The sequence below is a fragment of the Prosthecobacter sp. genome, assembly GCF_034366625.1.
GTDB lineage: Bacteria > Verrucomicrobiota > Verrucomicrobiia > Verrucomicrobiales > Verrucomicrobiaceae > Prosthecobacter.
The window spans coordinates 50,932-64,013 of record NZ_JAXMIH010000023.1 but is presented as its reverse complement, the minus strand read 5'-3'; the positions used below and the strand labels follow the sequence as shown (position 1 = coordinate 64,013).

Below are 13,082 nucleotides of genomic sequence, written 5' to 3'. Positions count from 1 at the left end.
CTACTTCCGATACTCGCTGAACTTGACCCGCAGTTTCGTTTCAAGCTCGGTGAGCTGCCATTTTTCCTTCGAGTTGATCAAGGCGAGTGACATGCCCTTCTTCCCGGCACGGGCCGTTCGGCCGCTGCGATGGGTGTAGTATTCGCGCTGGTCGGGAAGCTGGTGATGGATCACAAACGTCAGCCCTTCGACATCAAGTCCGCGTGCAGCGACATCGGTGGCCACGACAAACTGCACGCGTTGCTTTTTGAAGGCGCGCATCACCTTGTCGCGCTCCTTTTGCATGAGATCGCCCTGCAAGACACCGACCGGCAGTCCGAGCGCGACAAGTTCCTGGTGCAGTTCGTTCGCGCCAGCCTTGGTGCGGCAAAAGATCAGCCCCCGGCCCTCCTTCTGGCGCTTGAGAAAATTGGCAATGAACTCGGTCTTGTCCTCACGTTTGCAGATCGCAAAGCGGTGGTCGATGTCACGATTGACGACGTTCGCCTGATCAATCTGAATCGAATGCGCGTCGGGCGACATGCTGCCTTTGATGAGAACCTGGATCGCCTCCGGGAAAGTCGCGGAAAACAGCCAGGTGCTGCGCCTCATCGCCGCCAGCTTGAGGATTTCCGTCAGTTGCTTCTTGAAGCCCATGCTCAACATCTCATCCGCCTCATCCAGCACCACATAGCGAACGAATTCGAGGGTGAGCGCATCACGCTCAATCAAATCGAGCAGCCGCCCCGGCGTGGCGACGACAATGTGAGTGGGACGCTTCAGCGCCTCCGTCTGCCGGTCGATGTTGTCGCCGCCGCTGAGAACCTCGATGAAAATCTTCTCCGTGTACTTGGTGAAGCGAAAGAGCTGCTTGCCGATCTGCTTCGCCAGCTCACGCGTTGGGGCGAGCACAAGCCCCTGGATGTCCCGGTGCTTGGGGTTCATCTTCGACAGCAGCGGCAGGCCAAAAGCCGCCGTCTTGCCGGTGCCAGTCTGCGCTTGCGCGATGAGATCACTGCCGTCGGTAAGGAGAAACGGGATCACCTTTTTCTGCACCTCCGTCGGCGTGGTGATGCCCAGTTCCTCCAGGCCACGGATCATGTCCTCTGGGATTCCGAGTTCTGCAAATGGGTGCGACATGCTGTGCTCTCCCTCACAATGCGCTGAAATGCCAGCAAGAAAGACGATGGAGACGGCTTCCAGCATCGTTCTTGCACCGTTCCCCATGAAACCATTCCTGCTGACACTCCTCCTCTCCAGTCTAGCGGCCGCTGAAACCCTTCAAACCGATCTGCTCATCGTTGGCGGCACGGAGTCAGGCTGGGCGGCAGCGATCCAGGCGGCGCGGATGGGATGCAAGTCGATCACCGTCGTGCATGACGGGCCGTGGCTCGGCGGGCAGTACACGGAGCAGGGGCTCGTGTGTGTGGATGAAAACAAAGGCGCTGGCAAAGTCGGCTGGGGACCAGACTGGCATCCGATGAAGCGCTCGTTTCATCGCTTCGGCCTCTTCAAGGAGCTGATGGATCGCATCGAGGCCTTCAACACAAAGAAATACGGCTCGCCCATGCCGGGGAAGCCGATGCATGGCCCGACGACATTTCGACCCGCCGAAGCGGAGGCGATTTTCCGCGAGATGCTCCACCCTTACATCGCCAGCGGGCAGGTGGTGCTGAAGCTGAATCACATCCCCGTCGCGGCGCTGAAGACGGACAGCAAAGTCACCGGCATGACGTTTCGCTCGGACAAAGGCGAGACGCTGGAGGTGAAAGCAGCGCTCACCATCGACGCGTCGGACTGGGGCGATGTCGTGCAGTTCAGCGGCACTGAGTTTGAGGTCGGCCCTGATCCAAAGTCACGCTACGGCGAGCCGAGCGCACAAGAAGATGTCTCCGTGAATCCGCCTAACGAGATGAACCCGATCACCTGGACGCTCATCGTCGAGGAAGGCAAAACCGACACGCCGATCCCGCCGCCGCATTACGATGAGCGGCGTTACTGGGGCGCCACGCAGTTTGGCAAGAAGGAGGCATCCAAGCTGAAATGGGAGCGTCCGATTCGCCCGAGCAACATGGCTCCGTGGCCGCCGAAAGGTCGCGAGTCCGCGCGGCAGGGCACCATCCTCTCCATGCGCCGCATCGTGGAGGGCACCACGAGCACCGATGGCATCACCTCCGCGCTCATCTGCTACTCGAACGGCCAGGACTATCCGCTGGAGCGACTGCCGAAGCATGTGTGTGATGCGCTGGAGGCCACGGAGCGTGGCGCGGCGATGAAGAACCTCGTTTTGATGACGCGCGAGCAGCGCCAGATCGTGTTCGAGGACTGCAAAGCGCACTCGCTCGGTCTGCTGCATCATTTGCAAACCACCGTGCATGACCGCGCCAAAGACACCGTGAACAGCCTGCGTCATTACCACCTCAGCACCGAGTTCGGCACGCCGGACAATCTGCCGATGAAGCCCTACATCCGCGAGAGCCTGCGGCTGAAGGCGCTCCACATGATGCGCGAGCAGGACAGTCTCGTCATCGGCGGCAACGGCAAAAGCGACGCCAAGGAATCCTTCGCGAAGGTGATGTATCCTGACGGTGTCTTCGCGTGGCAGTTTCATTACGACTTCCACGACACCGGTCGCACTTACCTGAAGGCGGAGGGCGACTCCGGGCCGTGGACGCACTACGAGAAGCCCGGGCGCGGCGTTCACAATCTCAGCGACCGTAGCGTCTTCCCGCTGCGTAGCCTCATCCCGGTAAAGATGGACGGCCTCATCGGCGCGCAGGGCAATGTGGGCTTCAGCAGCATCGTCAGCAGCGCGATCCGCCTGCATGATCATCGCATCCATATCGGCCAGGCAGCAGCAGCGCTTGCAGTACTGGCTTTGAAACATCAAACGCAGCCGCGTGAGCTCGCCTGGGGCCGCGACCATCTCGAAGCCATCCAGCACGCCCTCTGTGGCGGCACTGAAGGCGTGCCGATGCTGCTCTGGCCCTGGCGTGATCTTCCTGCGGATCATGCCGCCTTTGTCGCGATCAACCGGCTCTCCACTCGCGGGCTGCTGCCAGTGTCGCGCGGTGAAGTCGATTTCCAACCCGATGCGCCCGCCACAAAGGAATGGCAGGCGGAAGTGCTGAAGCGCTGCGCCAGCCACGACTTCAATCTGCTCTCTGGCGACAAGCTCACGCGTGGTGAATTCGCCAACACGCTCTGGAATGTGATCAAAAACCAACCCGCACCCGCATGGAAACGCCTGAGACCAGATGATGCCGATGGGGATGGCGTAGCCGATTTGGATGATGCGCAGCCTTTCAGCGTTTATTGAGCTGCCTTCATGAAATTCGCCCTCCTCGCCCTTCTCCTTGGCGCAGCATCCGTTCTCGCCGCAGAGAAACCCCTCGTCCTATGGCCGAATGGCGCTCCCGGCGCACTCGGCACAGCCGCGAAGGACATCCCGACGCTCACGCCCTATCTCCCGGCAAAGCCAAACAACGCGGCTATGCTCTTGATTCCCGGCGGCAGCTATAGCGGCATTTATGAAGGGCAGGCCGAGCCGTTTGCGCTGTGGTTGAATGAGCAGGGTATCACCGTCTTCGTGCTGCGCTACCGGCTCGGCAGCGCGGGCTATCGTTATCCCGCGCAGCTTCAGGACGCCGTGGAGGCCATGTTTCAGATCCGTGGCAATGCCGCGAAGTGGAAGATCGACCCGCAACGCATCGGCGTGATGGGTTTCTCTGCTGGCGGCCATCTCGTCTCCACACTCATCAACCGGCCCGAGGATGGCATGATCCTCGGCAGTGATCGCACAGTCAGCCCTCGCCCTGATCTCGCCATCCTTTGCTATCCCGTCATCAGCATGATCACCAAGCCCCACGCCACCTCGCGCAAGATGCTCATCGGCGATCAACCGGATGAAAAACTCGTCCGCCAGACCTCCAGCGAGCTGCAAGTGAAGCCCGGCCTGCCGCCCGTCTTCCTCTGGCACACGACGGAGGACAAACTGGTTCCCGTCGATCACGCCCAGCTCTACGCCGCCGCCTTGCATCAAAACAACGTCCCCCACGAACTCCATCTTTACCAGCACGGCGACCACGGCACCGGCCTCATCGGCACCGAGCACCCGTGGTTCGCGGATTTACTCTTCTGGCTGAAGGCGCAGGGGTTTGTGAAGTAGATTGAGGCTGACAGATTGGTGAGTTTGTACATGATCCAGGTTATTCGTTCTCGAACCAACAAAGCAAGATATGCCACTCAAGATTCTCGCCATTTCGGATGATGACTCACGAATTGGTGAACTCGATTGCCAGAATCCTGATTTTCTCATTTCATGTGGAGACATGCACGAAGGAGCAATCCTGCGGATGGCCCGCTACTACGGAGCTCGTCACATCCTTGCTGTTCGTGGGAACCACGATTCTGCCGCTCCATTTCCTGATCCAATCATCGACTTGCATCTCAAGACCGTAGCAATTGAGGGTATCACTTTTGGCGGTTTCGCAGGGTCATGGCGTTACAAACTTGTTGGGCATCATCTCTACGAGCAGTGGGACGTTGCTAATGCCTTGAACGGTTTTCGACCCGTTGACGTTTTCGTTGCCCACAACTCTCCAGCAGGCATTCACGAAAGGGACATCCACGTCCATCAAGGATTCAAGGCATTCGGCGAATACATTGATCGAACTCAGCCTCAACTATTCATTCACGGGCACCAGCACATTGATGCATCGACCATTCGTGGTCAGACGACAATTTTGTCAGTCTTCGGGGAGCGGGCCATCACCATCGAGTCATGATAATGACTCCGTGCTATCGGAGCTGCTTTGTTCTGAAGTCTCTGACACATCCCCGCCTCTCCCACGTTCCCAGCGCACCATGAAAACCTCGCTGCTCTGCCTCCTCCTCTTCGCCCTCGGCCCTTCGCTCTTCTTGCCCTCCGAAGCCTTGGCGAAGGAGGGCGCGGCGCGGCCGAACATCATCTTCGTCATGGCAGATGACATGGGCTGGGGGCAGACGGGGTATCGCGGGCATCCGGTGTTGAAGACGCCGAACCTCGACGCGATGGCGGCGAACGGGCTGCGCTTTGAGCGTTTTTACGCGGGGAATCCAGTGTGCTCGCCCACACGGGCCACGGTGCTCACGGGACGCACGAACGACCGCGCGGGTGTGCTCACGCATGGCTATGCGCTGCGTTTGCAGGAGAAGACCATCGCGAAGGCGCTGAAGGGCGCGGGTTATGTGACCGGGCATTTCGGCAAGTGGCATCTGAATGGCTTCAAAGGGCCGGGTGCGCCGGTTTTGAAGGACGATCCGCGTAGCCCGGGCGCGTTCGGCTTCGATGAATGGGTGTCAGTGACGAACTTCTTCGACAAAGACCCGCTCATGAGCCGCATGGGCGAGATTGTGGAGTTCACGGGCGACTCCTCCGACATCGCGGTGGGCGAGGCGGTGAAGTTCATCGATAAACATCGCACCGGGGAGAAGCCGCTGTTTGCCATCATCTGGTTCGGCAGTCCACACAGCCCGTTCAAGGCGCAGGAAGCGGACAAGACCGCCTTCGCAGATCTCGACAACCTTTCCCAGCAGCATTACGGCGAACTGGTGGCGCTGGATCGCGCCGTGGGAACGCTACGACAAAAGCTGCGCGACACCGGACTCGCCGACAACACGATGCTCGTCTTCAACAGCGACAACGGCGGTCTGCCCGGCATCACCCCGGAAACCGTGGGCGGTCTGCGTGGCAACAAAGGCAGCGTCTTTGAAGGCGGCCTGCGCGTGCCCGGCATCATCGAGTGGCCGGGCGTGATCAAACCGCGAATCACGAGTCATCCCGCCTGCACGGTGGACCTCTTCCCCACCGTCGCGGACATCCTCGGCCTGCCGGACGACGTGATGATCAAACCCATCGACGGCATCAGCCTGAAGCCGCTCTTCGCCGGAGAAATCGGCGAACGCACCAAACCCCTCGGCTTCCGCTTCGGCAGCAAGCTCGCGCTCACCGGCCCGCGCTTCAAAATCCTCACCGACAACATCGAAAAAGCCAGCTTCCAGCTCTACGACATCATCGCCGATCCGAACGAGACCACCGACCTCAGCACGAAGGAGCCGCAGGTGTTTGAGCAGATGAAAAAGGAACTGCTCGCCTGGAATGACAGCGTGAGCGCCAGCTTCGATGGCAAAGACTACCCTGAAGGCAAAGTCACGCCGCCTGATCCGAAGTCGATCCCATGGACCGAGCATCCAAGCTACGTCCCCTACCTCGCCGAATGGCAGAAGCGCTGGGAATACAAGCCAGCCGACCGCGGCACGAAGAAGAGAAAGAAGGCGGAGTGATCACTTCACCGCCTTCGCCGCTTCTGCGCGTTTCTTGAACGCGGACAGGCTGCGATGCGGAAACGGCAGCGGGGTCGATTCCGGCATGGAATCGAGCACGGCTTGCAATTTGGCCCGCACGGCTGTTTCGGCGTCTTTTGGCAGCGGTTGCTGCTCAGCCGGATCAGCGTCGAGATCGAAGAGATCGCCGTTGTTTCTGAGTTTGAAGTGTTCGTCACGCACGACACGCTCGTCGGCGTAGTGGTTGAATATCCATTTTCGCGGCGGGGGAGCTTTCCCCAGGAGGAACGGAGCGAAGGACTGGCCGTCGAGCTTCAGCGAAGCGGGTGGCTTGGCTCCGGCGATGTCGCAAATCGTCGGGTAAATGTCGGTGAAATCCGCCAATGGCGCGGTGCGCCCGCCTTTCAAGAGCTGCGGGCTATGGACGATGAGCGGCACGTTGCCGCCCGCCTCGTTGATTTGATACAGCCCGCCGTTCACGACGCGACCATTCGCGCGTGCGGAAAGTGATTTCTCGGTGCCGTTGTCGGAAGCGATGATGACGATGGTGCGCTTCAAGAGGTCGAGCCGCTCCAGCTCGGCGATGATCGCGGCGACCTGTTTGTCGGCATAGCGCAGCATGTCGGCGAAGAGTTCATGCTCCTCCTTCGGCGGATTCGCGCGATTGTCCGGCGTGGTGACGACCTGCTGCTTCACGTTCTGCCCGTGGGTCAGCACCATGGCATGGTAGAACAGAAACGGCTCTTTTTGGTGCCTGCGGTAGAAGTCGAAGGCGAAGTCGAGAAACACATCGGGGCCGAACTTGCCCTGTGCGCTCTCGCGTTTGCCATTGCGCAACAAAACCGGGTCCCAGTAGCGGCTTTCGATCTTCCGCGTGGCTTCGGTGAGGAATTCGGCGTCGTTGTTCGCGATAGCCTTCTGAAACGCAGCCATGAAATCCGCGTCTGCCTTGTCGCGGTCGATGCTGCCGGGCCACACGAGCTGCTCCTGGAAACCGTGGCGTGTGATCGCGTCCGGCTCGTCGTAGAGATTGTTCACCTGCCACTTGCCTGCGATGCCGGTGGTGTATCCCGCATCGCGCAGCACGCGCGCATAGGTCACTTCACGCTGCGGATCGAAGCCGCCGCCGCTGTAAAGCGCCGCGTCGTGATGCAGATACCAGCCGGTGCGGAAGGGATAGCGCCCCGTGAGCATCTGCACGCGGCTGGGGCCGCAAACGGTCGTGGTGTAGCAGTTTGCAAAGCGCACACCACCCGCGGCCAGCCGGTCGATGTTCGGCGTGCAATTTTCCTCGCTGCCATAGCAGCCGAACCATTCCTTGCCGACATTGTCGAGCAGGATGACGACGATGTTGGGTCGCTCAACGTCAGCAGCAGACACATTCAAAGCGCAGAAGCACAGCAAAAGTGGAAAGAGGCGAATCATGAGGATCATTTGGGCTGCGTCGCCGGCTTCTGGTAAAATGGCAAGCGTGCCGTGTAGATGTTCGTTTTGCCTTCGTGCGAGGAATAAAACGTGATGAGCATGTCCGCGCCCATGTCCACGGCTTCGCAGTAGGAGCAGTCGCCTTTCGTCGGGTTCAGCGGCGTTTGCGCATACGGCGTGAGTTGGCCGTCATTCCAGATGTAAACCATCGTGCTCGGGCGGCTCTGCTGGCCGTAGTGGCGTGAGAAGACGTAGCGCACGCCGTGAAACTCCACCGTGCTGTGGCCGGAGAAATGCACCCCCGTCTTGCGCTCCGTCCAGGTTTGATACGGCGGATCGCTCTCCAGGATGAAGCCGGTGCTGCTACCATATTTCTGCCGCAGCAGAGCGTAGAGATGCTCGTTTTCGCCGAAGATGAAGGTGGTCTCGCTTTCCCAATTGCCTTGGCGCACGATGCTGACCTGCTCCCACTTCACGCCGGCACTGGAGCGCATGAGACGCGACATGCGTTTCGGCCCATCGCTCCCGCTGTCGGCTTTGAGGTGCGAATTCGCCCAGAGTGTGCCGTTATGCTCAAACGGCTTCCATAGATTGAAATGCGGCTCCAGACACGGCTGCGGCGTGCTCCATATCTCGCCGTCATCGGTGTAGGTCACGTAAGTTTGAAAGTCGCTGGCCTGCGGCTTGGTAACCATGCCGGTATAGACGAACAGACGTCTCGATGTGGCGAGAAACTGGCAGTTCCGGTCGTCCGACCCGATGTCGATCTTGTGCGCCTGCGTCCACGTCTCTCCATCCTTCGAACGCAGGATGAAAGTATCGCCCTTGCCGGTATGGCCCGTGGCACGGCGATACCCGAGCCAGATCTGATCCTTCCAGCGCTTCATCACCGGAAAGCCGCAATGCTCGCCCTCGCCCGCAGTGGCTACAGCCTTGATGTTCGTCGCCTGGATGATTGCGGGAGCCTTGTTCTTCGGCCTAGCGGTCTGTCCGAAAGCCATGCCAGTGGCGAACAAGACCAGCGCTGCGGCGGATACGAGTGATGTTTTCATTGTGTGCTAAAACGGTTCCGGCGGCGCGCAGATTGCGGGCATTTGGACCTCAACCGCGCATAACCGCCGCTGTGCGCGGCGTTTTAACCCGGATGAAATTTCAACCTGCCGTCCTCTCCGTGCTCACATGGCTAAGCGCCGCCATCGGTCTCCACGCTTCGGACAAACCCACTCTCACCCTCGCCTATGAGGCACCGCATTGGCTCGTCATTCATGGCGAGCACTTCCCCGGCAAGGACATCCGCATCAACTACCTCGAAGCCTACTGCCGCCCCGGCTCCACCGACACGGATTGGAGAGCGCACACCGTCATCCCACACACCGCCGCAGTCATCTCGCTCAGCGACGACAAGCAGACGCTCAAACTGCGCGACACCGTCGCCGATGGCGTCATCGTCGAGCACACGATCACCGCCACGGACGACGAGATCACCTTTGCCATCACGGCGCACAATCCGACGGTAACACCTTCCGAGGCGCACTGGGCGCAGCCCTGCATCCGCCTCGGCGATTTCACCGGCTTCACCGCCAAAGGCCAGGCACCGGAAGATTACCTGCCGAAGTGCTTCATCTTCCTCGACAGCAAGCTCACGCGCATGAACGCCATCCAGCCATGGGCCAAAGAAGCGCGTTACATTCCCGGCCAAGTTTGGTGTCCGAAGAATGTCCCACGCACCGACGTGAACCCGCGTCCGCTCAGTCCGCTCGTCCCCAGCAACGGCCTCATCGGCTGTTTCAGCATCGACGACAAACTCATCTTCGCCGCCGCCTTCGAACCGTATCAAGAACTGTTCCAAGGCGTCGCCCGCTGCCTCCACTCCGACTTCCGCATCGGCGGCCTCAAGCCTGGCGAGACGAAGCAGGTGAAGGGCAAGATTTACATTGTTCCGAATGACGTGGACGCTTTGATGGCGCGATACGCGAAGGATTTCCCGGAACAACAGGGGAAATAAACCGCCGTCCGCTCATGAGAACCATCCTCCTTGCCCTCCTCGCCACCGCCAGCCTGCATGCCGCAGACTCCATCGACACCTTCATCGAAGAGCAACGGCCAGCGTTGATCAAACTCTACGAGCACCTCCATGCGAACCCCGAGCTGTCGTTTCATGAGGAGAAGACCAGCGCCCGCATGGCAGAGGAAATCAGAGCAGCGGGATTTGATGTCACGGAGAAAGTCGGCGGCTTCGGCGTCGTCGCCGTGTTGAAAAACGGACCGGGCAGGACAGTGCTCGTGCGCACGGATCTTGACGGACTGCCGGTGCGCGAGATTGGCTCCGTGCCATACGTCAGCAAGGTCACCACGAAGGAAGACGCGGGCAATGATGTGTCCGTCATGCACGCCTGCGGCCACGACATGCACATGACCTGCTGGGTCGGTGCGGCACGGGCTCTTGCGGCGTCGAAGGACCAATGGAAAGGCACGCTGGTCTTCATCGCGCAACCGGCGGAGGAACGCGGCATGGGTGCGCTGGCCATGATCAAGGACGGTTTGTTCGAACGCTTCCCGAAGCCCGACGTGTGCCTGGCGCTGCATTGTGATGCGGGACTTGCCGTCGGCACGTTCGGTGTCACCACCGGCCCGGCCACTGCGAGCACGGACACGGTGGACATCCTCGTCAAAGGCGTCGGCGGCCATGGCGCGATGCCGGACACGACCAAGGACCCCATCGTGCTCGCCTCGCAGATCGTGCTGGCGCTGCAAACCATCGACAGCCGCGAACTGCCACCCGTGGAGCCGGTCGTGGTCACCGTCGGCAAGTTCAACGGCGGCACCAAGCACAACATCATCCCGGACAAGGTCGAACTCGGTCTCACCGTGCGCACGACCAGCGCCGCGACGCGGGAGAAGGTGCTGGCGTCGATCAAGCGCATCTGTCGCGGGCTCGGCATCGCCGCCGGACTGCCGGATGACTTGCTGCCAGAGATCAAACTGACCGGCCCCGGCACACCGTCCTTGTTCAATGATCCGGCGCTCACCGAACGCGTCAGCCAGGTCTGGTCTGATGCCTTTGGCAAGGCCAGCATCATCGAACGCAAGACCACGATGGCCGGCGAGGACTTCTCCCGCTACACGATGACCGCCGACAAGATTCCCGTCTTCCTCGTCTGGCTCGGCACCGTCGCTCCTGAGAAGGTGGAGAAGGCCAAAACGACGGGCGAAATCCTGCCCAGCCTGCACTCACCGTTCTATCGACCCGAACCAGCGTCTTCCATCACCTTTGGCGTCAAAGCGATGATGCTCGCGGTGATGAGCGAACTCAATCGCTGAAGTTCGCGGTGATGGAGTGAGATTGAAGCGAATCGCCCCGTCGCGACGTTGGTAGCTGCATGAAACGCATCCTTTCCGCGCTATTCGTCCTGCAAAGTCTCGCGCTTGCCGAGTTCCAGCAACCAGCGCCCGGTGTGCAGCTCTGGCAGGACACCTGCAACGTCTATGTACTGAAGCACGCGGACGCCGCGCTGGTCATCAATGTTGGCGATGGCAGCGTGTTAGAGCATCTGGACGAGATCGGTGTGAAGCAGGTCGAGTGGGTGCTGCTCACGGATCACCATCGCGAGCTGTGCCAGGGTGCCCCGAAACTGGATCGTGCGGTCACGAAAGTCGCGGCTTCGGAGGCAGAGAAAGAGATCCTAGAAAAACCGCTCTCGTTCCGCAAATGGCACCCAAGGCTCGGTGACAAATACAGCGTGCATGGTGCGAGCTACGTGCGCCCGCCCGCCGCGCCGGTGAAGATCGACCGCGTGCTCGCGGATGGCGAGGTGTTCACCTGGAACGGCTTTGAACTCACCTGCGTGAGCACACCCGGACATTCGCCGGGCGGCATGAGCTTCGTGATCAAGCGCGACGGCCGCACGCTGGCCTTCACTGGCGGCGCGATGCATGACGGCGCGAAGATGACGAACTGGTTCGACACCGAGTGGGACTACGGCTTTGCCAAGGGCCTTGATGCGCTCACCGCAGCAGTGCAAAAACTTGCCGCGCTGGGCATTGAGACGGCCTTTCCATCGCAAGGGCCGGTCATTCGTGAAGCGACGAAGCAGTTCGAGGCCTATGAGAAGAAGCTCGTCGATTTCCGGCCCGATTACATCCGTGGCTATCCGGTGAACAATTCCAAACGCGGCCCGCATCCGGCCACGAAGCCGACCAAGGCGAATTACATTGTCCAGGTGACGCCTCACCTCTACATGTTCGGGCCGGAGATGGCGGGGAAGAACTTCGCCATCCTCATCGCCGACAGCGGCCACGCCTTGCTGCTAGACTGCGGCCTGTTCCCGAAGCTCGTGCTGGAACGCATCATCAGCGACATGAAGGAGCACCTCGGGCTAAAACAGATCGACGCCTGCTGGATCTCCCACTCGCATGGCGACCACTTCACGCTCTTCCCCGCGCTTCAGGAGCACGGCGTGAAGTTCTGGACGATGGATACCATCGCCGACAAATGCGAGAACCCGCGCTTCTACGACTACCCGGCGATGATCGGCGCTTACAACGCCGGATTTGAGAAGGCGAAGATCGACCGCATCCTCAAAGCGGGCGACGTGATCGAATGGGAAGGCTACAAGCTGCACATCGACTGGATGCCTGGCCAGACGGAGTTTGGCAACGCGCTGTGGCTCGAACTCGACGGCAAAAAGACCGTCTTCACCGGCGACAACCTCTTCGGCGATCCCGCCGACCCCGCGCAAAACGGTCACGAGTGCGTCAATGCTCGCAACAGTGCCATCATTGAGGAAGGCTACCTCGTCGCCGCCAAATATCTGCAACATCTCAAGCCCGACATCATCATGGGTGCGCACGGCGTGCTCATGACCGAGCCTGCGGCCTTTGTGGACCGCTTCCATGACTGGGCGCTGCGCGCGATCCGCAAATACAAGGATCTGCTGCCCGATTCGAATTATGAATACGGCTACGATCCCTACTGGGTCAGCGCCTATCCGTATCGCGTCGATGTGGTGAAGGAAGCCGAGGTGAGCATCACCGTGCGCAACTTCCGCGACACCTTGCAGCAGCATCGCGTGGCACTCCAACTTCCGCCCGGCGTGAAAGCCGAACCCGCCGTGCTCGAAGGCACCGTCGGCCCCAAATCGCGCCAGAGTTTCAAGATCAAACTCAGCACCGATCCAGCGATACTGCCCGCTGGCGTGCAGATGGTGCCCATGGACATTACACTCGACGGGAAGCGCCACGGCCAGCTCTTCGATTTCATCATCCAGGCCAAAGAACCCGAGAAGCCAGCCACGAAATGATGAATCGCCGCCAATCCCTCTACACCTTGCTCGGCAGCCTTGCCTCTTCAAGAA

At 60.3% G+C, this 13,082-nt stretch carries 10 protein-coding genes; 7 read left to right on the top strand and 3 right to left on the bottom strand.

Features of this window, described 5'->3' with window-relative positions:
• On the bottom strand, window positions 1-1,080 hold the full coding sequence (locus tag U1A53_RS20915; protein ID WP_322283798.1) for a DEAD/DEAH box helicase: 1,080 nt from the start codon (window positions 1,078-1,080) through the stop codon (window positions 1-3).
• Between the two features lie 124 nt (window positions 1,081-1,204).
• On the opposite strand from U1A53_RS20915, the gene U1A53_RS20910 reads away from it, so the two are divergent.
• From U1A53_RS20910 to U1A53_RS20895, 4 genes are all read left to right on the top strand, one after another.
• Window positions 1,205-3,298, top strand: coding sequence for an FAD-dependent oxidoreductase (locus U1A53_RS20910; protein WP_322283797.1), 2,094 nt, complete (start codon window positions 1,205-1,207; stop codon window positions 3,296-3,298).
• Window positions 3,299-3,307: 9 nt separating this feature from the next.
• On the top strand, window positions 3,308-4,147 hold the full coding sequence (locus U1A53_RS20905) for an alpha/beta hydrolase (protein WP_322283796.1): 840 nt from the start codon (window positions 3,308-3,310) through the stop codon (window positions 4,145-4,147).
• A gap of 70 nt (window positions 4,148-4,217) precedes the next feature.
• Window positions 4,218-4,766, top strand: a complete 549-nt coding sequence (locus U1A53_RS20900) for a metallophosphoesterase (protein ID WP_322283795.1) — start codon at window positions 4,218-4,220, stop codon at window positions 4,764-4,766.
• Window positions 4,767-4,845: 79 nt separating this feature from the next.
• Window positions 4,846-6,303, top strand: a complete 1,458-nt coding sequence (locus U1A53_RS20895) for a sulfatase-like hydrolase/transferase (protein WP_322283794.1) — start codon at window positions 4,846-4,848, stop codon at window positions 6,301-6,303.
• Here the strand turns inward: U1A53_RS20895 and U1A53_RS20890 are convergent, their stop codons facing one another.
• Both U1A53_RS20890 and U1A53_RS20885 read right to left on the bottom strand, forming a co-directional pair.
• Window positions 6,304-7,728 carry a sulfatase-like hydrolase/transferase gene (locus U1A53_RS20890; RefSeq protein WP_322283793.1) on the bottom strand — a complete coding sequence of 475 codons (1,425 nt, stop codon included), beginning with the start codon at window positions 7,726-7,728 and terminating at the stop codon, window positions 6,304-6,306.
• Between the two features lie 5 nt (window positions 7,729-7,733).
• A complete protein-coding gene (locus U1A53_RS20885) occupies window positions 7,734-8,780 on the bottom strand; it encodes an exo-alpha-sialidase (protein WP_322283792.1) in 1,047 nt (348 codons plus the stop codon).
• Window positions 8,781-8,872: 92 nt separating this feature from the next.
• Between U1A53_RS20885 and U1A53_RS20880 the strand changes: the two genes are divergently transcribed.
• Genes U1A53_RS20880 through U1A53_RS20870 form a run of 3 tightly spaced genes read left to right on the top strand, consistent with a single transcriptional unit; the run spans window position 8,873 to window position 13,028 of the window.
• On the top strand, window positions 8,873-9,733 hold the full coding sequence (locus tag U1A53_RS20880) for a hypothetical protein (RefSeq protein ID WP_322283791.1): 861 nt from the start codon (window positions 8,873-8,875) through the stop codon (window positions 9,731-9,733).
• A 14-nt stretch (window positions 9,734-9,747) separates the two neighbouring features.
• On the top strand, window positions 9,748-11,049 hold the full coding sequence (locus U1A53_RS20875) for an amidohydrolase (RefSeq protein WP_322283790.1): 1,302 nt from the start codon (window positions 9,748-9,750) through the stop codon (window positions 11,047-11,049).
• 59 nt (window positions 11,050-11,108) lie between these two features.
• Window positions 11,109-13,028, top strand: a complete 1,920-nt coding sequence (locus U1A53_RS20870; protein WP_322283789.1) for an MBL fold metallo-hydrolase — start codon at window positions 11,109-11,111, stop codon at window positions 13,026-13,028.
• Window positions 13,029-13,082 lie beyond the last annotated feature (54 nt).